Genomic DNA, 22,296 nt, shown 5'->3' on the forward strand with positions numbered 1-22,296 from the left:
TTTGCTATAATCAGTCATGTGCATAACCTCCTGTGCGTCCATGTATGTGTCATTTACACTTAAAATTATGCACTCCATCGTGCCGAACCATATTCCAAACCATGTCGATATTTCTTGGCGTTCTTGCTTTTAAGATACACCGCCAGCCTCAGACCAGCACCGCAACACAGCCCCACCAGCAGATCCAACGGGTGCAGGCTGGGCCAAAAACTTTGCAGCGTCCCAGGCAGAACCGCAACCAGCGAAAGAAACTTTTCGGAAGCATCCGCCCCTTGTGCCATTCGCCATGCTTCTCCAAAATTGGTAGCAAACAACCCCAGCAGGATATACGGCATATTCAGCAAAACGAGCTTTTTGATGTCCAATGTCTTTTTCATCGTTCCAGCTCCTTTCGCTTGGTGCGGTCCACCACGGCATTTTTGACCATCTCTTTGAACTGACTGAGTTTTGCCAGTACAGACGGGCGCTCTGTTTTCGTTGCCTTTTTGACCTTTTTATTGGTGTACTCTGTAAAGGCTGCTGTCAGCGCATCCGCATCACGACCCTTGAAGAAAATCAGGTACTTTGGCGGAGAACTGCTACGATCCTTTTTCACCGCATAATCCACACCATATTTCCGGGCGATTTTCTCAAACTCCTTGATAGAGGGGTCTGTGATCTCAATATTGGATATTCCCTGATTCTGCCCGACAAGCTGTTTCACAGTCTGTTTTCCGTGCGGAATAACCGGCGCATCACGGCTTCTCTGCTTTTGCAGTTTCTTTTCCTTGCGATGTGCCATGTACTTGCTTATGGCAGCCTTAAACATTCTGCCGGTAAACTTTGTTCCACTGACAACCAGCGTCAAAGTTCTGTTTTCCACTTCTTCCTGCATTTTCATCTCCTCCTTTCCACAAAATGTGCAGGGGTGGTGCATTTCTTTCTAAGGCGGGACCACCAGCCGCCAGAGAAAATATTTCTTCATCGCTCCATCCCGCGGTTCTTTTTCTTTACCGGCTTTTTATCCGGCAGATTCCACTCTTTCCGAAACTCTGCCACGCCTTTAGGGTCAAATGCCTTCAACTTTTCCAGATCAAAAGCAACCGCAGAATATTTCCCATAACCGGACTGCACCTGATAGGGAAGCACCTTCCCCAATTTGTTCTCTTTGATGAATCGCAGCAGATCCTTGCTGATGTCACCGGAAATAAACGCCTCTCCAGGGTCCAGGGAATACCCCGGAAGGTTCACTGTCATATCGGCAAACGGTTCTTCCCCATCTTCTGTATGGGTAATCATGCCGATATAGAGCCGCTGATTATTCGCATACATTCCAAGTTGCAGCGATATGGTTTCTTCCCCGTATTCCCACTTGAAGGGTACTTTCTTTTCCTCATTCATATCGGATTCCTCCTATCGTATCTGTTCTTTGTGGTCATAAAACAAATCTCCATTTCTGACCTTTGCATGGCTGAGAATCTTGATCTGCCCCTTTGCCTGACTATCCAACGCTTTTTCATAACCAGTATCCGACAAAAACAGGCGGGTCCGTTCTCCTTTCCAGCCCACCGGGGAGTCATGGGTCAGCACATCAAAAATAATCATGTGCCGGGTGTTCTCCGCAAATCGCTGTAGATCCATGTAGTCATGGCCGTGGTAGTTCTGCGCCCCGGCCTTCTGGCGCATTTCCTCCATCAGCTGACCGATTGTTTTGCCTTCCTGCATAAAACCCACTTCCTTTCCATTCTTATGAGACCAGCAAGATCATCTCCCGCAGCTGGGCAAAGTAGAGCTTGCCTTGCGGAGTTACCAGCGTGTAGGAACCGGTATGACCGTGGTTGCAGTAGTCTTTGACGCAAAACAGCCCTGCATTTTTCACATTGGCATAAGGCAGCACATTGCCGGATGCCGTGCGGTACACAAACCGCCGTTCTATCAGAAACCGGACAAACCGGCGCTCCGGGACATCCAACTCTTTGGCGGTAGTCCTGAGATTGGTGCTGTGCTTTAAGTCGATGAACAGGTCATAGAAAGCGGCTTTGCCCTCCAGCTGTGCATTTTTCTTACGCAGAGAAATATTCGCTTCACGCTCAGCCAACAAGTCTGAGCAGAGCTTCATCAGCGCTTCCGGGGAAGTGGCAACCTCCCACAGCTTCTCTTTTGTGAGATAGGCCCCGTGCTTACGAATGGTGGGCAGGACCTCATCGAACACCCACCGTTCAAACCGTTCTGCCGATGGCAATTTGCTGTGAACGATCAGGCGGTACAAATCGCCTTCTGGCAAAAAGGAAATCTGTTGCAGACCGCCGTCAGTAAGGGTGTCGCGTTTCACGACACCCTTACAATGCCTGCGTAATGCGTCACGAGGATTGCTGTACCCCAAAGCGTCAGCCACATCCGTTCCGCAGAACAGGTATTTGCCGTTTTCTTCGATGACCCGGATACTGCCAAACTCCGGGTTTTTGAAAATTTCCATCTGGTTCATGTCGTGCCTCCTTTGGCATGATAAAAGGCGGCCTTTACCAGCCGCCTGCGTGCATATCGTGATTGACCAATGAAGTGTAGTGGTTATTCATGGTGGTAGGCGCATTGAACAGCACTGCAAGCAGGTACTGCTTCATGTTGCGTACCTGGGTGGTGTTCTTTTGCAGACAGTCCATGACAAACTCGATATGGGAGCTGTCCAGCTTCAAAAAGCGAGAACGCACGATCTCATGAGGGAAGTCCGCCCCGGAGATCCGGGTGGTCTTTCGTTTGGCACAGACCGTTTCTACCAACAGCTCTACAATCTCGTTCAGGTCATCCCGGTAGAGAGGATAACGCCGCTTCAGACAGTCATACTCGATATTCTCCAAAATCAACTCCCGATAATTTTCTATCTCTGTGACAGACATCGCATCCCTTCCTTTCCGTTCCGGCGGTCCTGCCGCCGCTGTTTCCCGGAAGGGAATGGAATCGGTACTTGATCCATAAGTAATTGATTTTTCTGTATTTGATTTCTCTATATTTAATTCTGCGGGCTTTTCCGTATCCGGGTTTACCATATCCGGATTTTCCGTATCTGGTGAAGCCGTATCCGGCTGAGACAGATCCGGCTGGGGCTGTTCATAGATGACATACTCGGTATCTGTGATCCGCCCACTTTTATCGCGTCTCTGATGGCGCACGATATATCCGGCTCCTTCCAGTTCACGCAGGGCAGCACCGATGGCATCTACGCCCTCCTTACAGATCTTTGCAAGGCCACGGGTGGTGTAATTCCAGTCCTCCGGCAAAGACAGCATCATGGATAACAGCCCTTTGGCTTTTAACGACAAGTTTGCATTTCGTAAATGATGATTGCTCATCACGGTATAATCACGGGTCCGTTCAATGCGAAAAACGGCCATCGACCTCACTCCTTCCGAATTTTGGGTACAAAAAAACCGCAATCCTCATTTCAAAGAATTGCGGTGTTCAACGCTTTTCAAATTTTCTCGCATAAAACCAAAACAGCGGCCTTTGGGGACGCGCCCCTGTAAATGGTTCCTCCTGGGCGAAAGGAAGTGTTTGCATCACGCGGTCAATATCCGTTGAATCCATGTCATGCTGGGATCTGCAATCTTCTCGGATTGCTTCCTGAATTTCCTTTACCGTACACATAGTCATTCCTTTCCTTTCGTTGTATGGGTTTATGAGCGGCGGCGTTTTCCCGGTTTGAAATCGAGAATATGTCCCTCAATCACACGAGCGTAACGCTTGATCTTGATCTCCCGGCGCTGCTGACTTTGCAGGGCGACCTGATACCCGTCCTCAGTCAAAAACAGCCGCATTTCATCTCCGGGGCTGCCGCAGGCACAGGAACGCAGGACAGAAAACTCGATCATCCAGCGGGTGCTATCCCAAAACCTCTCTACGGCAAGAATGTTGTGTCCTTTCAGCTCACGGGCTGAAATATCCCTCATAGGCGGCTCCTTTCATCGTTCCTGGTCTCTCTGACGCTTTTTCTGCCATGCCTCCAGCAGCTTGATGATGGTTTCCTGCATTCGCTGGGGCGTATAACTTTTAGGGAAATACTTCCGCAAAGTGTCAGAGGTAAATGTCACTCGGTCCAGATCACTTTTCTTTTCCTCACCCATGATGACACGCATCATATCGAGGGTCAGATGCCCCTCCTGACTGTATTTCTTGAGCCGCTGGGCTTGTGAAAGAGAAGGGGTAGCCTGTTCGCTGTCCATCGCGTCCAGCAGGTCTACCTGTTCTTCCTTTTTGAGAAAGGACAGCTCATAGGCTGGGTTCAAGGCAATCTTCTTTTCATCCACCATATCCATCAATTCGGGAATCAGCTCTGTCAGACGGATATAGCGCTGAACTTGATTTCTGCTCGAACCAGCCTGCTGAGCCAATATTTCATCGGCTCTCAACTTCGTCCCAACTTGGGACGAAGTTAAATCAACTCGCTCTCCCTGATGTTTCATAGCCTCCAGCTTCATTTTGTAGGCAAAGGCTCTTTCGCTGGGAAGCAGGCTTTCTCGCTGTAAGTTGCTGTCAACCATAATGATCGTAGCGGCATCATCATCCAAATCCCGAACAATGACCGGCATGGTCTCCTTTTCTGCCAGTTCACTGGCTCTGTGCCGCCTGTGTCCGGCTACCAGCTCATAGCCGCCCTCCGGGTCCGGTCGGGCAATCGCCGGGACCAGAACACCATACTGCTTGATACTGTCGGCGGTCTCCATCATGGCTTCGTCATCCTTGACTTTGAATGGATGGTTCCTAAAGGGATGCAGTTCAGACAACGGAATTTCCTGAATCTTTTCCAGCTTTGCATCCTGGCGGCCTTCTTCGGTGGAAAACAGATCATCTACCGAGGCCAGCTCTATTTTTTTCGCGCTGCTTTTCAAGTTTCAACACCTCCTTCGTCAGATTTTTGTAGCCCTCTGCCACCTTGCCACTGGGATCATGGGCAAAAATGCTTTTCCCCTCGGCGCTGATTTCCTTAGCCCGAACAGAATGGGGGATCTCTGTGCCGAATACTTTGATCTTACTGCCATAGGTCTCCCGCAGGAGCGCGGAGATCTCTTTGGCAAAGTTGGTTCGGCTGTCCACCATCGTCAGCAGGATACCGTCTATCTGGAGCTTGGGGTTGATCTGCCGCTTTACCTTGTTTACCGTGGAGAGAAGCTGTTCCAGCCCTTTGGCGGGCAGATACTCTGCCTGAACGGGAATGATGATCCTGTTTGCAGCGGCCAGCGCATTGACCGTAAGCATACCCAGAGAGGGCTGGCAGTCGATGAGGATATGGGAGTATTGCCCCTTCAGCGTGTCCAGATATTGCCGTAAGATGGTCTCACGGCTCATGGCATTTACCAGGGATACTTCCATACCAGATAGCTGGATGTCCGCAGGCATCAGATCTACACCCTCTGGGTGGTGCAGGATACCCTCGCCGGGACGAAGTGGCTCGTCCATCAAGATACGCCCCATAGCGTCCGACAGCGTAAAGGGCAGCTTGTCCGGCTGGGGATTGCCCAAGCTGATTGTCAGACTTCCTTGTGGGTCTCCGTCGATCAGCAGCACTTTCTTTCCGGCCTGTGCCAGTCCCACACCTAAGTTCGCGCAGGTCGTTGTCTTGCCCACACCGCCTTTCTGGTTGGCGATGGCGATGATTTGTGTGTTCAAATAAACCTCCTCCTTCTACAAAAAATATCCCTATTTCGAAAAATAGGGATGAAAAAAGCCGCTTACTCAAATAAATGAATAAACGGCTATGTAAGAAATATTCGATTGTAAGTAAAGTTTTATATCACTGCAAAATAACGAAGTGCATCTTTGATTGCTTCTACCTTTTCTGGTGTCGGATGTTTCTTCGGCTGTTTCAGTTCTTCTACTGCATTAGGAGCATCATACATCGGCAAGCCTAAATCCCTTTTTACCTCCGCAATATATGCGGTATGTACTTTGAAGCCGTATTTCGCTTCTATGTACTCCTTAATCATTTTGTAGGTCACTTTTTCTTTGGGCTTGTACGCTTCGGCTCTTTTAGCAATACTATCTACCGGAATCTTGCCCTCGCCCTCTCCAAACTCCACATCAATGTGGATATAACTGTCGGCTTTTTTGTGGGACAAAAGAACTACCGTCTCAACATGTTCCGTGTGGGGGAACATATCCACGGGCTGGATTTTTAATGCTTTCCATCCGCGGCGGGACAAGTGGGTCAAATCACGGGCAAGAGTTTCGGGGTTGCAGCTGACGTAAACCACGCGTTTGGGTTTCATGGCAGCCACTGCATCAATGCAGGCGGGGGTGCTGCCCTCCCGCGGGGGGTCCAGGAATACAACGTCGGGGTGCGGCAAGCCAGAGTTGGGCTGTGCCGCAGCGCGCATCCAATCGGTTGCATCGGCACAGATGAACCGCGCGTTGTTGATCTTATTGGCTGCGGCGTTGGCGCAGGCATTGCGCACCGCGTCCGGGTTGCGCTCCACGCCAATGACCTGCTTTGCCCTGCCTGCCGCGCACAGGCCGATGGTGCCAATGCCGCAGTAGGCATCGATCACTGTTTCTTTGCCGGTCAGGGCAGCGAACTCAATGGCCTTGGCGTACAGCACTTCGGTTTGTTCCGGGTTGACCTGGTAAAAGCTGCGGGGCGAAATGGCGAATTGCAGCCCGCACAGCGTATCGGTAATTTTGCCGGGGCCATACAGGGTACGCACATCGCTGCCCAGCACCGCGCTGGTGCGGCGGGGATTGCAGTTCTGCACCACGCTGGTCACCCAGGGGGCCTTTTCCCGCAGGGCTTTCACAAAATTGCGGCTGCCGGGCAGGTTTTCCTGTGCGGTCACCAGCACCACCAGCACCTGACCGCTGGTTTTACCGCGGCGCACCAGCACATGGCGCAGCAGACCGGTGCCGCGATCCTCCTCAAAAGCAGGCCAGCGGCAGGCGCGGGCGGCTTCCAGCACAGCGGCAATGGTCTGGTTAATGACGGTATCCTGCAGCAAGCAGTCCGTATACGGCAGCACGCGGTGGGTGCCCGCTGCATAAATGCCGCATGTCAGTCGTCCACGCGGCCCGGTGGCAAAGGTGGCGATGGCCTTGTTACGGTAATGCCAAGGTTCTGCCTGCCCCAGCACGGGGGATACCGGGGCAAACCGCCCCAGCAGGCGTTGTTCCAACTGCTGCTTGTGCTTGAGCTGGTCGGGGTAGGGCTGGTTCAGCAGCGGGCAGCCGCCGCATTTCAATTTATAATTGGTGCAGGTTACAGGCATGGTGTTTGACCTTCTTCCCTTTCAGGGTTTTCAACATTTCTTTGGGCGTGCTATAATATAGTTTATACAGGGGGATCGGCGGTTCCGGGTATGAGCACCCCGGTGCACCAACTTTCCCCGCAGCAAAAGCTTTTTTCTCAAAACGGAGGCATAACGATTATGAACGTACTTCTTATCAACGGCAGCCCGCACGCACATGGCTGTACAGACGCTGCTTTGCAGGAGATTGCCAAGGCTTTGAACGCTGACGGCATCGAAACCACCATCTACCACATTGGCGCTGTCCCGGTGGGCGGCTGTGTGGGCTGCGGCGGCTGCGCCAAAGCCGGACATTGCGTATTCGGCGGGCCAGTCGTTGATGTTCTGCCGCTGGTGGAAAAGGCCGACGGCATTGTGTTTGGTGCTCCGGTACATTATTCCACCGCCGCTGCCAGCATGCTGGGCTTCATGCACCGGCTGGGCTACAGCGCAGGCCGCCTGTTGGCACAAAAGCCCGCTGCTATTGTTACCAGCGCCCGCCGCGCCGGCACCACCAGCGCACTGGAAGCCCTGGAAAAGGTTCCCCAGTTCTGCCAGATGCCGCTGATCAGCTCCACCTACTGGCCGATGGTACACGGCAGCAACGCCGAACAGGCCGCCCTGGACGAAGAGGGCATGCAGATCATGCGCAACCTGGGCCACAACATGGCCTGGATCTTGAAGTGCATTGCCGCAGGCAAAGCCGCAGGGATTGAGCCGCCCAAGGCAGAAAATACCATCCGCACCAATTTCATCCGCTGATTTTGTAGTGGCAGTAGGGCGGGGTGCCCTCACCCCGCCACAGCCTCGTCCTGTTGCGTATTACAAAACTTGTGCCGAACCCCATTTATAGGGGCTTTGCCAGATATTTCACCCCGGAACACGGCATACTTCCCCTTTGCAAGCCAACCTTTCCCACCCGCAGCAGCCCGCAAAAGGCTGCTGCTTTTTATTCTGCCGTTTCCGGCGTGTGACCGGTGGGGTACACGTTTTGCAGCAGCGCCACGATCTGGTCATAGCTGGCAGAGCGGGATGCTGCCGATACATGCAGCGTAACGCCGCAGTCATAGTTCACTTCGGCCAGGATCATCTGGTAAGTGCCGCAGTCATACCGGACGGACTCGGTTTCTGCATCGGGGATGGTCAAATCAAAGTCATACCGCACGGTCTGGGCTTCCTCGTTCAATTCCGCGGCGGATTCTTCCAAAAAGTCCGTGTAAACATCCGATACCTGCAGCAGTACTGCCGTATAGCTCAGCTTGTTGCCAGTGGTAATGCCAATGGTATCCTCCTGCGACATGCTGGGTTCGTTCCAGATATTGGCATCATAGGTTACACTGATGCCGTTTTCGCCGTCATAGGTCTGGTAGTCCTCGCCTTCCTCTTTGGTAAAGCTGTCACCACCGTACAGGTACAGCATCACATCGTTAAAGCTGCACCCGCTCAGGGGCAGGGCCAGTATTGCGGCAGCTGCCACAGCAGCAATTATTTTTTTGTATTGTTTCACAGTTATCATCCTCATGTCATAAAAGGAAGCCGATCACAGCCGCCCCGGCGCCAAAGGCCAGGCCAGCCAGTACGTCGCTGGGGTAATGCACCCCTGTCAGCACGCGGGTCACAGCCACAACCGCCGCCAGCAGGCAGGCGGCCACGCCAAGCGGCACCCACACGGTAAACGCCGCCGCCATAATGGCTGCGGCGGAAAAGCAGTGGCGGCTGGGCATGCTTTGGCCTTTGGTATCCTTGGGGAACAGCGGCGTAAAGTCCAATGCCTCATACGGGCGCGGGCGGTTAATGGCCGCGCGCAGCAGCGTGCCCAAAACGTACACCGCCGCCGGGACCGCCAGCACGCGCCAGAACTGGCCGCTGCGCTGCCAGAGCGTAACGGCCAACACCGCGCCATACACCAGATATACTCCCAGCACGCTGATCTTTTGTGCATATCCCAGCGCCCGCAGCGCCGCCGGGCGGGCACGGAACCAATCAAAAATTGCCTGATAGCGTTGTGCCGTCATTCTTTGCCCCCTTGTGTGCTGCGTCCAAAATCTTTATAATAGAAGCATACCATCCGCACCCGCCCTTGTCAAACACAGGGCCATGCGTTTTTTTCAGGAGGGAATCCCTTGTTTGGTTTTGCTAATTTTCTGCTGTTGGCGCTCTTTGCCGCAGCGGTTTTTGACCTAATTTTTGCCCTTGCCAGGGGCGGCGGGCTGCGCGGGGCGTTGCACGGCCTGTGGAGCACGCCGCACCTGTTATTTGGGCAGCAGCTGGCCGAATGGCGACTGCAGCTTGGCCGTATTCTGTTTGCCGCCGGGCTGGCCGCGTATGAGATCAGCGTGGTGTTTTGCAACAGCATGGCGCGCCAGAACTGGGCGTGGGTGCAGGGCGTGATGAGCCCCGTGCTGGAATGGCTCGCGTTCCTGTGCTTTGGTGCCAAGATTTTGTTCGGCACCCGCTACACCTGGCGGGAACTGCTGGCTGGCGGAGCGCTGTATTTCATTGCCCGCTGGGTCTATTTCAACAGCCAGAACATCTGGTGGATCGGCATTGTGGTGGCGGTGCTTGCCGCCAAGGATGTTCCCCTGCGCCGCCCGCTGCAGGTCTATTTTGCCAGCGGCTGTGCCGCCATGGCGGTGGTGCTGGCACTGCACTTTGCCGGGATCGTTGCCCCGGACCTGACCAGCGAGCGGATGGGCGCTTTGCGCGGCACTTACGGCTACGGCCACCCCAACACATTCGGCGGACTGGTGTTCGGCCTGGTATTGGCCTATGCCCTGCTGCGTGCCCAAAAGGTGCGTTGGGTGGACTGCCTGCTGGTATTTGCCGTCGGCGTGTTTTTGCTGGTGGGGCCCGCCAGCCGCAGCGCTGCGCTGTGCACGCTGGCGCTGGCCGTTGGGCTGGTGTTCTGCCGCCTGCGCACCGGGCACAGTGTACCCCGTTGGTGGCCCGGCACCTGCGCCGGTATGGTGGGGCTTACGGCGGCGGTCAGTTACCTTTTGCCGCTGCTGGTCATCAAGGTGGGACCGTGGAACAATGATATCGGCCCCGCATGGCTGGCAAAGCTGGACTCCCTGCTCACCTGCCGCATCTCGCTGACCTGGATGGCCTACCGCCTGCTGGATGTCAAAATTGCAGGGCAGGTCTTCAACTGGCCCACAGTGGATAACAGCTTTGCTTTTGCACTGTTTCAGTTTGGTCCGGTGGTCGCCGCGCTGCTGGGTATTCTGTTTGCCGCCGCCCTGTGGGGTCACGCCAAACAGGGCCGCCGGGTTGAGGTTTGCTGCCTGTTTGCCATGCTGGCTTACGCCTATATGGAAGTTCAGCCCTTCCACCTGACGACCAACCCCACCGCCCTTCTGCTGTGCGGTGCTGTTTTTGCCCAAACTTCCGCCCGGTGGCAGAAAATCGAATAGACACACCGCGGCATGGGCATACTTCCGTTATAGGAAGGAGTGTTTTCCAACATGTGCAATTCTGTTCTTTCAAAAATCTGCCTGCTGCTGGCTATCATTGGCGGGCTGAACTGGGGCTTTGTGGGCATTTGGAAGCTGGATATCATTGCCTGGCTGCTGGGCGGCCAAACAAGCTGGGCGGCCCGCACCGTGTATATTCTGGTAGCGGCGGCAGCCATCTGCCTGATTCCCGCATTGTGCAGCCCCAGTAAAAAAGAGGAAGCCTGACACTATAAAAGCCGGTGTACCGTTTGATTCATCTTACGGTACACCGGCTTTATTTTGTCTGTCTTATTGTTTTGTCTTGCACAGGCGGTCGAATTGCGGCAGCAGCGCAACGGTCACTGTGAAAAGCAAGAACCTCCACCGGGTCAAGTGGCGGTTCTTAGTTTACTAAGTTTCCTAAGCTCTTAGTCCAAAGGCCAACTGCTTACCGCAGTGCCTTTTTCTATTTTAGTGCGTCCGTTTGCCGGTGTCAAACCTGTTCCAGCTCAATGGGCACCGCCAGCTTTTTGCGGCGGTTCTTGCGGGATACCGCCAGCACCAGCCCCACGCACAAATACACCATGACCACGCTGGACCCGCCTGCCGAGAAGAACGGCAGTGTGACCCCGATGACCGGCAGCACCTGTAAATTCATGCCCAGGTTGATGATGCACTGCCAGAACAGTGCGGCAAAGATGCCCACGCACAGATAGCGGCCCAAAGCATCCGTGCTTTGCAGCGCTGCCAGCAGAATGCGCACCGAGATGCCCAGCAACAGCAGCAGAACCGTTACCGCCCCCACAAAGCCCATCGCGTTGGCCAGGTAGCTGAAGATAAAATCATTCCAGGAGTTTGGCACAAACACATGCTCGCCCCAAAGGCCGGTTCCGGTCAATCCGCCGGTTCCGATGGCCATAGCCCCCTTGTTCTGCTGGTAAGCGATATCGGCCAGAGCCGGGTTTTCGGGGTCCAGCACGGCAAAAATACGCTTGGCCTGGTAGCCTTTCAGCAGACCCGGGCGTAGTTTCAGCAGCAGGGCCGCACCACCGCCCGCAGCGGCCAGCCCGCCAGCCACCAGCCAGCCGGAAATGCCGCCCGCAAACACCATGACCAGCCCAATGCCCAAAAATACCAGCGCCGTGCCGTCATCGCCCTGGATGTGAATGGCCAGCACCGGCAGCAGCACATGCACCGCCAGCGCCAGCAAATTGGCCGGCTTGTTCACCCGGCCGCGCACATGGTTCAGATGCAGGGCCAGGGTCAGTACAAAGCTGATTTTGGCCAGTTCCGCCGGTTGGAAAGTCATGCCGCCCACCCGGTACCAGCTGTAGTTGGAAGTACCACCGGCATCGTACCCCACCGTTAAAAAGCCCAGGCGGACGTTGTGCAAAAGCAGGGTGGGCAGCACCATACCCCAGGCCAGCACCGCATGCAACGGCCAGGCACGGGCCAGCGCACGGTAGTCCACCGTGGAAACGATCAGCGCCAACAGGATGCCCAGCGCGCTGGCAATGAACTGTACCGATGCTTTGTTGATGGACCCCAGCTGGTTATGCCCAATGGAAACCAGTGTTACCACGCTGAGCACCGAACACGCCGCGCACAGCGCCAGAAATATTCCGTCGATCTGCCGCAAATAGCGGCGTGTCAGCTGCAGCAATGGCCTGCCCCCTTTCACTTTTGTTTTTCTTGTTCCCAGTATAGCACATTGCCCTGTGCAATGGTATTGGTTCCTGCTCGTATTACCGATTATTATACCGCGTTCCTGTGCAATATGCCACGCTTTGCGGCGTTTTATGGCGCGCCACACAAAAATATTTTACAAAGCAGGCTGGATGTTGTATAATAAAGTAGTTTATGCTGACTTAGCCGCTTATCTTGAGGAGGGCCTGCTGTATGGAAGAATATATTACCCATTCGCGGGATGAAACCGTGGCCCTGGGCCGCCGCCTTGCCGCAGAGCTTGCCCCCGGCAGCCTGATTGCCTTTACCGGCGGGTTGGGCGCTGGCAAAACCGCGTTCTGCCAGGGCATTGCAGAGGGCCTTGGCTGCACGGACCCGGTTTCCAGCCCAACCTTTGCCATTGTCAACTACTACCGCGGCCCGCGGCCCTTTGCCCATTTTGATTTGTACCGCATCCATACCGAAGTGGACCTTTCTGCCGCCGGTTTTTATGATTACCTGGATATGGGCGCTGTGGTTGCAGCGGAATGGAGCGAAAACTGCGCCGACCTGCTGGCGCTGGAAAACCCGATTTATATTAACATTGACCGGCTGGATGAAACCACCCGCAAGATTACCATCACCCGGCCTGGGGCTTGACGCCACGCCCTTTTGGAAAGGAAGAACTGACCCCGAATGAACATTCTTGCCATTGATACGGCGGGCAAAACTGCCGCCGTCGCTGTGATGCGCGACGATACTTTATTATATGAGATGGCTTCCAACACCGGGCTGACCCACAGCGAGACCCTGCTGCCCATGGTGGATACCGCCCTGAAAGCCTGCGGCCTGACCCCCGCCCAGCTGGATTTGTACGCCGTGACCAACGGTCCCGGCAGCTTTACCGGGCTGCGCATCGGTCTTGCCGCCGTCAAGGGGCTGGCTTTTGCGGCCAACACCCCCTGCGCCGGGGTTTCCACCATGGCTGCCCTGGCTTACGGCGTGTGCGGGGAAGGCACTGTGATTGGCGCACAGGACGCCCGCCGCGGCCAGGTGTACTGGGCCGGGTTTGACCTTGCCACCCACGCCCGGCTGACCCCGGACGCCGCCGAACCGGTCACTGCGCTGGAGACTTTTGTAAAAGAGTGCAAAAAGCCTTTGATTTTTGTTGGCGATGGTGCCGCATTGTGCTACAATACATATAAAGACCAGCCCGGCATTCTGCCCTGCCCCCAGCCGCTGCGCGTTTTGCGCGGCGCAGGGGTTGCCCTGGCGGGCAAAGCCATGTGGGATGCGGGCACCTGCGTTTCCCCCGCAGAGCTGCTGCCGGATTATCACCGTTTAAGCCAGGCTGAGCGTGAGCGCGCCGAGCGCGAAGCCGCCCAACAATCCGCCACGAATTGAAAGGATCTTGATTATGGCTGTACAATTTGAAAAACCGATTGCCCTGGGTGCTGACCACGGCGGTTATGAGCTGAAAGAGGCCATCAAACAGCATTTGGAAGAGCGCGGCATTGCTTACCGCGACTTTGGCACCAACAGCACCGCCAGCTGTGACTATCCCGATTATGCCGCCGCCACCTGCGGCGCTGTGACCAATGGCAGCAGCGATTTCGCCATCCTGTGCTGCGGCACGGGTGTGGGCATGTCGATGTGCGCCAACAAGATCAAGGGCATCCGCGCCTGCTGCTGCTCGGAGCCGTTCAGCGCCGAGTACACCCGCCGCCACAACAACGCCAATACCCTGTGCCTGGGCGGTCGCGTTGTGGGCCCCGGCCTTGCCTGCCAGATCGTTGACGCCTTTTTGGACCACGAATTTGAGGGCGGCCGCCACCAGAAGCGCATTGACAAGATGATGGCGCTGGAAACCCTTTAAGGCTCCCCCACTGTTGTACCCCGCCTGGGACCAGGCTTTGCATTGTATCCGATGAATTTTTATCTTGTAAGGAGAATCTGCCATGAGCGTTGTTAAAATTGTAGACCATCCCCTGATCCAGCACAAAATCAGCCTGATGCGTGACCGCAACACCGGCACCAAAGAGTTCCGTGATCTGGTCAGCGAAATTGCCACCCTGCTGTGCTATGAGGCCACCCGCGACCTGCCCACCGAGGAAGTTGAAGTAGAAACCCCGATTGCTCTGGCTCGCACCCATGTGCTGGCTGGCCGCAAGCTGGCCCTGGTTCCCATCCTGCGCGCCGGTCTGGGCATGGTGGACGGCATGCTGACCCTGATCCCCGCTGCAAAGGTCGGCCACATTGGCCTGTACCGCAATGAGGAGACCCTGGAGCCTGTGGAATATTATTGCAAGCTGCCCAAGGATATTGCCGAGCGCGATGTTTTTGTTCTGGATCCCATGCTGGCTACCGGCGGCAGCGCCATTGACGCCATTGGCCAGATCAAAAAGCGCGGTGCCAAGCACATCAAGTTCATTGGCCTGATTGCCGCCCCCGAAGGACTGAAAGCCCTGCACGAAGCACACCCCGATGTTGACATTTATGTTGCCGCACAGGATGAAAAGCTGAACGAGAACGGCTACATCATCCCCGGCCTGGGCGATGCAGGCGACCGCATCTTCGGCACCAAGTAATATTTCCCCATAAAAGTTCATGACCCCCGCAGCGCTGGCTGTGGGGGTCATTTTGTTTTACGGCAAAACCTGTTATGACGTATAAAGCAGTGTTTTGGAACGGTCAAGACCGTTCCCTACAGATAAGGCAATACCGCATAATTCTAAGTGCCGATACGGCGAGCGAGGTGCGGCAGATGCCATGCCAAAAGTGCAGATAATACTGGATGCTGCAAAGGTGAGCGCCGCCAGTGGCGGAAACAGCGAACCGAAGCAGGGGCAGCGGTCGCAGAGTGCGAGGGGCTTTTGCCCCCGAAGCACGATGCGGGTACCGCAACCCGACATTATCGAGCATTTTGGCAACGCAGATGCCATGCCGCAGCCGCCGGAGCGGTGCTTGAGCCGTTAGGCGGGAATTGTGCGGTATTGCCCTAAGGCGGCGGGCGCACAATGTGCGCCCCTACGAATTATTCTCCGTAAAACCTGAAATTCCCGTTGCCCTTACTCTTTTTTCATCTCTTTATACTCAAAAAACTCAAACCCGCTCTTTTTATACACATGCACAGCGCGGGCGTTTTCTTCTTCCACTTCCAGCCGCAGCAGAGCATCCGGGTATTTCTTCGTTATGTAATCAATAAACTGGCTGCCAATACCAAGGCCGCGGTATTCCGCCTTGATATAAATATCCTCCAGCCAGATGCACTGCCTGCCGTACTCGGTCGAAAAGCTCTTGGCCGCCATGCCATAGCCCTGCACAGCGCCGTCCTGCTCAAACATATAGCCCTCTACATACGGGTTATCGCTGATACAGCCCTCAATGTCCCGCGCAAAGATTTCATCCGAGCCATTGCTCAGCACGGCGGGTGAATTGTAGAACACCCGCATCATCTCCATCACGCTGTCTTTGTCCGCCGGGGTCATGGCCCGGATCGTTGTATTCATATTTGTATTCCTACTTTCCAGTTCTTTGTACAAAATATCCCGCACCTTATCCCCATAGCAGATCACATGGTTCGCCGCAATGGTGTAGCCGCGGTGCAGGCCGGTGTACAGGCTGGCGGCATTATCCGGGTGCACGGTTGCCAAAAGGTGGCGGTAACGGCTGCCGCGCAGGGTATCTTCCGCCATCAGCAGCAGCTTACCCTCCAGCCCATTGCCCTGATAGGGCGGGGCCACGCAGCAGCTGTCCATCTGGGCGGTGGTGTTCAGCTCTTCCTCGCTCATGCCCAACTGCCAGCCCAGAGCATCGGGGGCAGTACCGGCCAGCTTGACGGTAAAATACGCTGCCAGTGCGCCGGTCGTTTTTTCCTCCGCCACCAGGCAAAAGCCCTTGGGGCCGCTGATATGCTCCGCCATATACACCGCATCATCCGGCACAAACCATTCCGGGTGCTGCAAATTGGCCATGGCATCCGCCATCACCTGCATAATGGCCTCTACATCCGCCGGGCGGGCAGGGCGCAGTTCAAATTTCATCTTGGTTCACCCTTGTGTTTTGGCGTTCTGGGCCGCAATGCAGCGCTGCATCCAGCCGCCTTTTGCGTAATAGATCGCAAACAGCACGGTTGCGGTGATCCAGGTCAGTGGGTAGCTGAATTCCACCACCGAAAGTTCATGCTTGAACGGCAGCGCCACCGCCAGCCACACAATACGCATGATGCACACCGCAAACACTGTGATGATGGTGGGCACCCGCACATCACCGCAGCCGCGCAGCGCGCCGGAAAAGATTTCAATGCAGATATAGGTCATATACACCGGCACCAGGTAGTGCATCATCTGCACTCCCTGCGCCACCACGGCATCGTCCGAGCTGAACAGCCGGAACAGCAGCTGGGCCGAAGGATACAGCGCCAGGCTGATGCAAAGGGTGGTACCTGCCGTCATGGCAAGGCAGGTCATGGTGCCGCGGCGCACGCGGTCATACTGGCGTGCGCCAAAGTTCTGGCCCGCAAAGGTGGTAACGGCAATGCCAAAGGAGCTGACCGTCATCCAGAACAGGAAGTCGATCTTGCCGTACACACTCCATGCGGCAACGGCAACGGTGCCAAACCCATTGATGGCGCTCTGGATGGTCATGTTGCTGATGCTGTACAGCGCGCTCTGTGCCGCGCCCGGCAGGCCGATGCGGCAGATCGCCAGCAGCACGCTGCGTTCAATGCGGATATTTTTGAGCTGCAAATGCCACGGCATGCCCTGGGAGCCATGGATGCACCGCACTGTCAGCACGGCGCTGACCACCTGGCTGGCCACCGTGGCAATGGCCGCGCCGGCCACCCCCAGCGGAATGACCGCCACCAGCACAATATCCAGCACAATGTTGACGATGGAAGCCACGATCAAAAAGTACAGCGGCCGTTTGGAATCGCCCACCGCGCGCAGGATGTTGGTGCCCATGTTGTAAATCATCTGCGGAATCATGCCCAGAAAGTAGATTTGCAAATACTCGGACGCCATACCCACGATTTCATCCGGCGTCTGCATCAGGCGAAGCACCGGGCGGCTGATGAGCAGGCCGATCACCGTCAGCGCCGCGCCGCCCGCAATGGCAAGGGCCAGTGCCGTGTGCACCTGGCGGTTCACTTCATCGTGGTCCCCCGCGCCAAAGCTTTGGGCAATAATCACCCCCGCGCCGCTGCACAGGCCCACAAAAAGCCCCACCAGCAGCTGCACAAAAGAGCTGGTTGCCCCCACAGCCGCCAGCGCCTGGGTACCCACAAAGTTGCCGACGATCAGGGTATCCACCGTATTGTACAGCTGCTGGAACATGGTGCCCAGCCAGATGGGAAAAAAGAATAACAGCAGCTGCCGCGGTATGCTGCCTGTAATAATCGCGTTGTTCTGCTCCGGCGTTCTTGCCATAAACATCCTCCACATAACGTAAGCGCACCGCCACAGGCATTGTCCGCCCTGTCACAGTGCGCAGTCCTTTGCGGGGCGCGGTTTCTTCCTCAATTCCCGCCGCGCCCTGCTTTTTCTATTCCTTACCTATTCAATGTATGCTATAATGTGGGTATTGTCAAGCTTTTGTTTTGTTGTTGAAGGTGGTCATGGTTTGAACAGTTCACTTGGTATTTTGTGGCAGGCGTGCCCCGGCGGTGCGCGCATTCTGCGCGTGTTTGGGGACAGCCCCTGCCCCGCGCTGCCAGTGCAGATCGAAGGGTTCCCTGTTGTGGAGATCGGCCCCTACTGCTTTGCGCAGAACCAGCGCAGCCAGTCTGCTGATGCCCGATTTTGGAGCGTTGACGGCCGCGGCCCCGCTGCTTACCCCCACCCCATTGCGGGGGATTTTGTGCAGGGCGTTACCCTGCCCGCCGGGGTGCGGGCGCTGCATAACGCTGCCTTTTATAACTGCCGCAAGCTGGAATGGCTGTGCGCCGGTTCCGCGCTGGAAAGTGTGGGCAGCGATCTGTTCACCAACTGCCGCGCGCTTGACCGCTTTATCTTAGATGCCGCCCCCGATGCCCCCACTGGGCTGAAAAAGCTGGTGGCCGCCGTCAGCGCGGACATCGGCGCGGTGTTTGCCCCCGGCGGGGCGGTACAGGCCAAAGTGTTCTACCCGGAATACTTTGAATTTTTGGACGAAAATACCCCCGCCCATATTTTTAACCACAGCATTGAGGGCGAGGGCTACCGCTACCGCCAATGTTTTGACGGCAGCGTGCTCCGCTTTGCGGAGTATGACGCGGCGTTCCCCCAGGCATGCGTGGGCGAAAGCGAAAAAACACTCTGCCGCATTGCGCTGGATCGGCTGTGTACCCCGTTTGCCCTGCTGCCGGAAGCGCAGGGCATCTACAGTGCCTACCTGGCCGCCCATGCCGCCAGCGCCGCGGCCCCGCTGATTGCCCGGCGCGATACAGAATCTTTGCAGCTGGTGCTGAAACTGGCGGACGAGGAAAGCCGCCGCCAGATTGCACTTGCCTGTTCCCAGTCCGGCTGGAGCGAGGGCGCAGCCCTGACCCTTGGCAGCCAGCGCCCCCGCAGGCAGAAAACCTATGATTTTGACGACCTTTGATGTGCTGTAGATTCCCCATACTTTGGTGGTGATGATCAATGCCCTCCCAACATGTTTTGACCCAGGAAGAATGGGTTGCCACCATGGCCAAACGCGCCATGGACCGCATCCGCAGTGAGCTGTACCTGGACCTGCGCTACATGAACGCGGCCCTGGGTGCGCTGGTGCCCACCCCTGCCGCGGGGCTGCACAACCTTGCCACGGACGGCGCGGCTTTGTGCTATGACCCGGAATGGTTCATTGGGCTGTACCGCAGCAACCGGCGCTATCTGCCCCGCGCGGTGCTGCACAGCGTTCTGCACTGCGTGTTCCGCCACCCCTGGCTGCGCGGAGGCCGGGACGCCAACCTGTGGGGGCTGGCCTGCGATATTGCCGTGGAGCAGACGATTGATGCCTTGCAGGTGCCATCCCTGACCCGTCCGGTGGGCTGGTTGCGGCAAAAAACCTACCAGGCACTGCGCAAAAACGGGACCATGCCCGCCGCCGGGCCCATTTACCGCTGGCTTGCCGCTCAGGAGCCTGACGAACTGCAAAAGCTGCACCGGGAATTTGTGTGCGACAGCCACCGCCTTTGGCCCAAGGACCCCACCAGCCAGCAGGCTCAGGTGCAGGGCCGCCGCTGGGAACAGCTTGGGCGCGAAACCCGCATCAGCATGCAGCAGGCAGGCCAGCAGGCCGGGCAGGCTGCCGGGGCCGAAATGATGCAGGCACAGATCGAAGCAGCCCACAGCCGCCGCCTGTACAAGGACTTTCTGCGCCGCTTTGCCGTGATGCGCGAAGAGCCCCGCCTGGACCCCGACGAGTTTGACCTGGGCTACTACTCTTACGGCCTGCGCACCTACGGCAACCTGCCCTTGATTGAGCCGCTGGAAAGCCGGGAGAGCAAAAAAATCCGGGATTTTGTCATTGTGATCGACACGAGCGAGTCCACCTCCGGCGAGCTGGTCAAGGCATTTTTGAAAGAAACGTTCGGCCTGCTTAAAACCGGCGAGAGCTTTTTTGCCAAATGCAACATCGCCGTGATGCAGTGTGACGATGCGGTGCGTGACCTGACCTTTCTGCACAGCACCGACGAGCTGGACCGCTTTGCCGCCTGCCTGACCCTGACCGGCGGCGGAGGCACAGACTTCCGCCCCGCGTTTGCCAAAATTGAGGAACTGCGCCGGGACGGCACCCTGCGGGATTTGCAGGGCGTGCTTTACTTTACCGATGGCAAAGGCACCTACCCTACCAGGCGCCCGCCTTACGAGACAGCTTTTCTGTTTTTGGAAACCGGCACCCCGCCGCCCGATACCCCGCCCTGGGCCATGCGGCTGGTTTTAAGCCCGGAAGAATTTTTGCCTGACCCGGTGCCCAAAACGCCGGAAATTGACTGGCAGGAGAACGAAGCCGAGGACCTGCCCGAGTTGTGATTCATCTTATTTGTTCCTAAGGCAACACCGCACAATTCTAAGTGCCGATACGGCGAGCGAGGTGCGGCAGCTGCTAGGCCAAAAGCGCAGATAATACTGGATGCTGCAAAGGTGAGCGCCGCCAGTGGCGGAAACAGCGAACCGAAGCAGGGGCAGCGGTCGCAGAGTGCGAGGGGCTTTTGCCCCCGAAGCACGATGCGGGTACCGCAACCCGACATTATCGAGCATTTTGGCAACGCAGATGCCGTGCCGCAGCCGTCGGAGCGGTGCTTAAGTCGTAAGGCGGGAATTGTGCGGTGTTGCCCTAATGTTTTGATGAAGGAGTGTACCCCCCATGGACATCAAACGCGCCAAACAGGAAATTGAACACGCGGTCAAGGCATACCTTGCCGTGGACGATACCGGCACCCCGCTGATTCCGCCCATCCGCCAGCGGCCTATTCTGCTGATGGGCCCGCCGGGCGTTGGCAAAACCCAGATCATGGAGCAGATCGCGCAGGAATGCGGCATTGCGCTGGTGGCATACACCATCACCCACCACACCCGCCAAAGCGCCGTGGGCCTGCCATTTATCCGCCACCGCAATTTTGGCGGCGCGGACCGCAGCGTAACGGAGTACACAATGAGCGAGATCATCGCCAGCGTGTATGACAAGATGGAGCAGACCGGCCTGGAACACGGTATTTTGTTTATTGACGAGATCAACTGTGTATCCGAAACACTGGCTCCCACCATGCTGCAATTTTTGCAGTGCAAAACCTTTGGCAACCAGGCTGTGCCCGCCGGCTGGGTGATTGTTGCCGCCGGCAACCCGCCGGAGTACAACAAGAGCGTGCGGGATTTTGACCTTGTCACACTGGACCGTGTACGCCGCATTGATATTGAGCCGAACCTTGCCGTCTGGCAGGAGTATGCCCGTGCCCACCGCCTGCACCCCGCTGTGCAGGCTTACCTGGAACTGCGCCCCCAGCATTTTTACCGCATCCAGAACGATGTGGACGGACCGCAGTTTGTCACGGCCCGCGGTTGGGAGGATCTTTCCGCCATGCTGACGGCCTGCACCAAGCTGGATTTGCCGGTGGACGAAGCCCTGATCGGCCAGTACCTGCGCCACCCTGAAGTTGCCCGCGATTTTGCTGCCTATTGGGAGCTGTACAAAAAGTACCGCCAGGATTACGGCGTGGAAGATATTTTGCAGGGCCGCCCCTTTGCCGCCGTGCTGGAGCGCGCACAGAAAGCCGCTTTTGATGAGCGCATCAGCCTTGTCAGCCTGCTGCTGGCCGGGCTGAACACCCGCTTTGCCGCTGCCCGCCGGGCGGACGCGGTGACGGACGCCTGCTACCAGGAAATGCGCAGCTTTAAGCGCACCCTGAACAACGCCGACCCCGCCCAGGATGGCTTTGTGCCCGCCGCCGTATTTGCCGCGCAGGTCAATGTCTATGCGGACCACCTGACCGCGCAAAAGGCTGCCGGCACCCTGACCGGGGAAGAGCTGGCTGTTGTCACCACCGCCAGCGCTCTGCTGCATGCCTGGGTCGCTGCCCTTGACCCCGCGCTGGATCGCGATGCTGCCTTTGATGCCGTGCGCGCCAGCTTTAACGCCCAGGTGCGCAAGCGGGAGGATGCCGTCGGCCTGGCCGGGGACGCGCTGGAAAGCGCCTTTGACTTTATGGAAAGCGCCTTTGCCGATGGGCAGGAGATGGTGGTTTTTGTCAATGAGCTGGCCCTTGGGCCGGACTCTGCCGCCTACCTGGCCGACAACGAATGTGAGCGCTTTGAAACCTACAGCAAGCGCCTGCTGCTGCACAGCGGCCAGGATGATATTTTAGCCGAGCTCCAGCGCAATGACATCCGCCAGGGCGAGCACAGCATGGAGTTTTAAGGCAATACCGCATAATTCTAAGTGCCGATACGGCGAGCGAGGTGCGGCAGATGCTAAGCCAAAAGCGCAGATAA

25 protein-coding genes and 1 pseudogene are annotated in these 22,296 nt (G+C 56.6%); 10 read left to right on the top strand and 16 right to left on the bottom strand.

The window, feature by feature from the left end:
* Window positions 1-74 precede the first annotated feature (74 nt).
* The 11 genes and pseudogenes from C4885_RS10965 to rlmD all read right to left on the bottom strand — a co-directional run.
* Window positions 75-377 (bottom strand): annotated as a pseudogene (locus tag C4885_RS10965) (recombinase); the annotation flags it as partial.
* Entirely contained in the window at window positions 374-874 is a 501-nt protein-coding gene (locus C4885_RS10970; protein WP_055273753.1) for a PcfB family protein, read from the bottom strand. The gene C4885_RS10970 and the pseudogene C4885_RS10965, both read right to left, overlap by 4 nt.
* Before the next feature lie 86 nt (window positions 875-960).
* Window positions 961-1,380, bottom strand: coding sequence for a DUF4313 domain-containing protein (locus C4885_RS10975; RefSeq protein WP_055273751.1), 420 nt, complete (start codon window positions 1,378-1,380; stop codon window positions 961-963).
* Window positions 1,381-1,392: 12 nt separating this feature from the next.
* Entirely contained in the window at window positions 1,393-1,704 is a 312-nt protein-coding gene (locus C4885_RS10980; protein WP_055273749.1) for a DUF5720 family protein, read from the bottom strand.
* A gap of 22 nt (window positions 1,705-1,726) precedes the next feature.
* The gene (locus tag C4885_RS10985; RefSeq protein WP_055273747.1) at window positions 1,727-2,464 is read right to left on the bottom strand and encodes a BRO family protein; all 738 of its coding nucleotides are present in this window, start codon (window positions 2,462-2,464) and stop codon (window positions 1,727-1,729) included.
* A 34-nt stretch (window positions 2,465-2,498) separates the two neighbouring features.
* A complete protein-coding gene (locus tag C4885_RS10990; protein WP_055273746.1) occupies window positions 2,499-3,368 on the bottom strand; it encodes a DUF6017 domain-containing protein in 870 nt (289 codons plus the stop codon).
* 67 nt (window positions 3,369-3,435) lie between these two features.
* Window positions 3,436-3,621 carry a hypothetical protein gene (locus tag C4885_RS10995; RefSeq protein ID WP_055273744.1) on the bottom strand — a complete coding sequence of 62 codons (186 nt, stop codon included), beginning with the start codon at window positions 3,619-3,621 and terminating at the stop codon, window positions 3,436-3,438.
* Between the two features lie 29 nt (window positions 3,622-3,650).
* Window positions 3,651-3,923, bottom strand: a complete 273-nt coding sequence (locus C4885_RS11000) for a DUF5720 family protein (RefSeq protein WP_055273741.1) — start codon at window positions 3,921-3,923, stop codon at window positions 3,651-3,653.
* Between the two features lie 12 nt (window positions 3,924-3,935).
* On the bottom strand, window positions 3,936-4,862 hold the full coding sequence (locus tag C4885_RS11005) for a ParB/RepB/Spo0J family partition protein (protein WP_055273739.1): 927 nt from the start codon (window positions 4,860-4,862) through the stop codon (window positions 3,936-3,938).
* Complete coding sequence (locus C4885_RS11010; protein ID WP_055273738.1) at window positions 4,819-5,640, bottom strand: ParA family protein; 822 nt, start codon at window positions 5,638-5,640, stop codon at window positions 4,819-4,821. The genes C4885_RS11005 and C4885_RS11010 overlap by 44 nt, the downstream gene beginning before the upstream one ends.
* A gap of 119 nt (window positions 5,641-5,759) precedes the next feature.
* Window positions 5,760-7,229: a 23S rRNA (uracil(1939)-C(5))-methyltransferase RlmD gene (gene rlmD / locus C4885_RS11015; protein WP_114000385.1), complete on the bottom strand. Its 1,470-nt coding sequence runs from the start codon at window positions 7,227-7,229 to the stop codon at window positions 5,760-5,762.
* A gap of 159 nt (window positions 7,230-7,388) precedes the next feature.
* On the opposite strand from rlmD, the gene C4885_RS11020 reads away from it, so the two are divergent.
* Complete coding sequence (locus C4885_RS11020; protein WP_114000386.1) at window positions 7,389-8,009, top strand: flavodoxin family protein; 621 nt, start codon at window positions 7,389-7,391, stop codon at window positions 8,007-8,009.
* A gap of 187 nt (window positions 8,010-8,196) precedes the next feature.
* Here C4885_RS11020 and C4885_RS11025 read toward each other — a convergent pair whose 3' ends face one another.
* Both C4885_RS11025 and C4885_RS11030 read right to left on the bottom strand, forming a co-directional pair.
* Window positions 8,197-8,754: a hypothetical protein gene (locus tag C4885_RS11025; protein ID WP_114000387.1), complete on the bottom strand. Its 558-nt coding sequence runs from the start codon at window positions 8,752-8,754 to the stop codon at window positions 8,197-8,199.
* 16 nt (window positions 8,755-8,770) lie between these two features.
* Window positions 8,771-9,262 carry a phosphatase PAP2 family protein gene (locus tag C4885_RS11030; RefSeq protein ID WP_114000388.1) on the bottom strand — a complete coding sequence of 164 codons (492 nt, stop codon included), beginning with the start codon at window positions 9,260-9,262 and terminating at the stop codon, window positions 8,771-8,773.
* A gap of 108 nt (window positions 9,263-9,370) precedes the next feature.
* On the opposite strand from C4885_RS11030, the gene C4885_RS11035 reads away from it, so the two are divergent.
* Together C4885_RS11035 and C4885_RS11040 are read left to right on the top strand one after the other, a co-directional pair.
* The gene (locus tag C4885_RS11035; RefSeq protein ID WP_114000389.1) at window positions 9,371-10,660 is read left to right on the top strand and encodes a hypothetical protein; all 1,290 of its coding nucleotides are present in this window, start codon (window positions 9,371-9,373) and stop codon (window positions 10,658-10,660) included.
* Window positions 10,661-10,711: 51 nt separating this feature from the next.
* Window positions 10,712-10,927 carry a DUF378 domain-containing protein gene (locus tag C4885_RS11040; RefSeq protein WP_114000390.1) on the top strand — a complete coding sequence of 72 codons (216 nt, stop codon included), beginning with the start codon at window positions 10,712-10,714 and terminating at the stop codon, window positions 10,925-10,927.
* Between the two features lie 247 nt (window positions 10,928-11,174).
* Here C4885_RS11040 and C4885_RS11045 read toward each other — a convergent pair whose 3' ends face one another.
* Window positions 11,175-12,344 carry an FtsW/RodA/SpoVE family cell cycle protein gene (locus tag C4885_RS11045; protein WP_199488105.1) on the bottom strand — a complete coding sequence of 390 codons (1,170 nt, stop codon included), beginning with the start codon at window positions 12,342-12,344 and terminating at the stop codon, window positions 11,175-11,177.
* Between the two features lie 236 nt (window positions 12,345-12,580).
* On the opposite strand from C4885_RS11045, the gene tsaE reads away from it, so the two are divergent.
* From tsaE to upp, 4 genes are all read left to right on the top strand, one after another.
* Window positions 12,581-13,006, top strand: a complete 426-nt coding sequence (gene tsaE / locus C4885_RS11050; RefSeq protein WP_114000391.1) for a tRNA (adenosine(37)-N6)-threonylcarbamoyltransferase complex ATPase subunit type 1 TsaE — start codon at window positions 12,581-12,583, stop codon at window positions 13,004-13,006.
* A 36-nt stretch (window positions 13,007-13,042) separates the two neighbouring features.
* Complete coding sequence (gene tsaB / locus C4885_RS11055) at window positions 13,043-13,750, top strand: tRNA (adenosine(37)-N6)-threonylcarbamoyltransferase complex dimerization subunit type 1 TsaB (RefSeq protein ID WP_114000392.1); 708 nt, start codon at window positions 13,043-13,045, stop codon at window positions 13,748-13,750.
* A gap of 13 nt (window positions 13,751-13,763) precedes the next feature.
* On the top strand, window positions 13,764-14,222 hold the full coding sequence (rpiB, locus tag C4885_RS11060; protein ID WP_114000393.1) for a ribose 5-phosphate isomerase B: 459 nt from the start codon (window positions 13,764-13,766) through the stop codon (window positions 14,220-14,222).
* A gap of 82 nt (window positions 14,223-14,304) precedes the next feature.
* On the top strand, window positions 14,305-14,934 hold the full coding sequence (gene upp / locus C4885_RS11065; protein WP_114000394.1) for a uracil phosphoribosyltransferase: 630 nt from the start codon (window positions 14,305-14,307) through the stop codon (window positions 14,932-14,934).
* Window positions 14,935-15,414: 480 nt separating this feature from the next.
* Here the strand turns inward: upp and C4885_RS11075 are convergent, their stop codons facing one another.
* Window positions 15,415-16,389 carry a GNAT family N-acetyltransferase gene (locus C4885_RS11075; RefSeq protein WP_114000396.1) on the bottom strand — a complete coding sequence of 325 codons (975 nt, stop codon included), beginning with the start codon at window positions 16,387-16,389 and terminating at the stop codon, window positions 15,415-15,417.
* A 6-nt stretch (window positions 16,390-16,395) separates the two neighbouring features.
* Window positions 16,396-17,775: an MATE family efflux transporter gene (locus C4885_RS11080; protein WP_242979562.1), complete on the bottom strand. Its 1,380-nt coding sequence runs from the start codon at window positions 17,773-17,775 to the stop codon at window positions 16,396-16,398.
* A gap of 193 nt (window positions 17,776-17,968) precedes the next feature.
* Between C4885_RS11080 and C4885_RS11085 the strand changes: the two genes are divergently transcribed.
* The 3 genes from C4885_RS11085 to C4885_RS11095 all read left to right on the top strand — a co-directional run bounded on the left by C4885_RS11085 (window position 17,969) and on the right by C4885_RS11095 (window position 22,222).
* Window positions 17,969-18,928, top strand: coding sequence for a leucine-rich repeat protein (locus tag C4885_RS11085; protein WP_158538880.1), 960 nt, complete (start codon window positions 17,969-17,971; stop codon window positions 18,926-18,928).
* Window positions 18,929-18,966: 38 nt separating this feature from the next.
* On the top strand, window positions 18,967-20,340 hold the full coding sequence (locus C4885_RS11090; protein ID WP_114000399.1) for a VWA-like domain-containing protein: 1,374 nt from the start codon (window positions 18,967-18,969) through the stop codon (window positions 20,338-20,340).
* Between the two features lie 334 nt (window positions 20,341-20,674).
* Complete coding sequence (locus C4885_RS11095) at window positions 20,675-22,222, top strand: AAA family ATPase (RefSeq protein ID WP_114000400.1); 1,548 nt, start codon at window positions 20,675-20,677, stop codon at window positions 22,220-22,222.
* The last annotated feature ends 74 nt before the right edge of the window (window positions 22,223-22,296 follow it).

The organism is Subdoligranulum sp. APC924/74, from assembly GCF_003324125.1.
GTDB lineage: Bacteria > Bacillota > Clostridia > Oscillospirales > Ruminococcaceae > Gemmiger > Gemmiger qucibialis.

Bases quoted from the DNA above. Each gene is read 5' to 3' on its own strand.
- C4885_RS10970 (WP_055273753.1), bottom strand. From the start codon at position 874: ATGCAGGAAGAAGTGGAAAACAGAACTTTGACGCTGGTTGTCAGTGGA.
- C4885_RS10975 (WP_055273751.1), bottom strand. From the start codon at position 1,380: ATGAATGAGGAAAAGAAAGTACCCTTCAAGTGGGAATACGGGGAAGAA.
- C4885_RS10980 (WP_055273749.1), bottom strand. From the start codon at position 1,704: ATGCAGGAAGGCAAAACAATCGGTCAGCTGATGGAGGAAATGCGCCAG.
- C4885_RS10985 (WP_055273747.1), bottom strand. From the start codon at position 2,464: ATGAACCAGATGGAAATTTTCAAAAACCCGGAGTTTGGCAGTATCCGG.
- C4885_RS10990 (WP_055273746.1), bottom strand. From the start codon at position 3,368: ATGGCCGTTTTTCGCATTGAACGGACCCGTGATTATACCGTGATGAGC.
- C4885_RS10995 (WP_055273744.1), bottom strand. From the start codon at position 3,621: ATGTGTACGGTAAAGGAAATTCAGGAAGCAATCCGAGAAGATTGCAGA.
- C4885_RS11000 (WP_055273741.1), bottom strand. From the start codon at position 3,923: ATGAGGGATATTTCAGCCCGTGAGCTGAAAGGACACAACATTCTTGCC.
- rlmD (WP_114000385.1), bottom strand. From the start codon at position 7,229: ATGCCTGTAACCTGCACCAATTATAAATTGAAATGCGGCGGCTGCCCG.
- C4885_RS11020 (WP_114000386.1), top strand. From the start codon at position 7,389: ATGAACGTACTTCTTATCAACGGCAGCCCGCACGCACATGGCTGTACA.
- C4885_RS11030 (WP_114000388.1), bottom strand. From the start codon at position 9,262: ATGACGGCACAACGCTATCAGGCAATTTTTGATTGGTTCCGTGCCCGC.
- C4885_RS11040 (WP_114000390.1), top strand. From the start codon at position 10,712: ATGTGCAATTCTGTTCTTTCAAAAATCTGCCTGCTGCTGGCTATCATT.
- tsaE (WP_114000391.1), top strand. From the start codon at position 12,581: ATGGAAGAATATATTACCCATTCGCGGGATGAAACCGTGGCCCTGGGC.
- tsaB (WP_114000392.1), top strand. From the start codon at position 13,043: ATGAACATTCTTGCCATTGATACGGCGGGCAAAACTGCCGCCGTCGCT.
- rpiB (WP_114000393.1), top strand. From the start codon at position 13,764: ATGGCTGTACAATTTGAAAAACCGATTGCCCTGGGTGCTGACCACGGC.
- upp (WP_114000394.1), top strand. From the start codon at position 14,305: ATGAGCGTTGTTAAAATTGTAGACCATCCCCTGATCCAGCACAAAATC.
- C4885_RS11075 (WP_114000396.1), bottom strand. From the start codon at position 16,389: ATGAAATTTGAACTGCGCCCTGCCCGCCCGGCGGATGTAGAGGCCATT.
- C4885_RS11080 (WP_242979562.1), bottom strand. From the start codon at position 17,775: ATGGCAAGAACGCCGGAGCAGAACAACGCGATTATTACAGGCAGCATA.
- C4885_RS11090 (WP_114000399.1), top strand. From the start codon at position 18,967: ATGCCCTCCCAACATGTTTTGACCCAGGAAGAATGGGTTGCCACCATG.
- C4885_RS11095 (WP_114000400.1), top strand. From the start codon at position 20,675: ATGGACATCAAACGCGCCAAACAGGAAATTGAACACGCGGTCAAGGCA.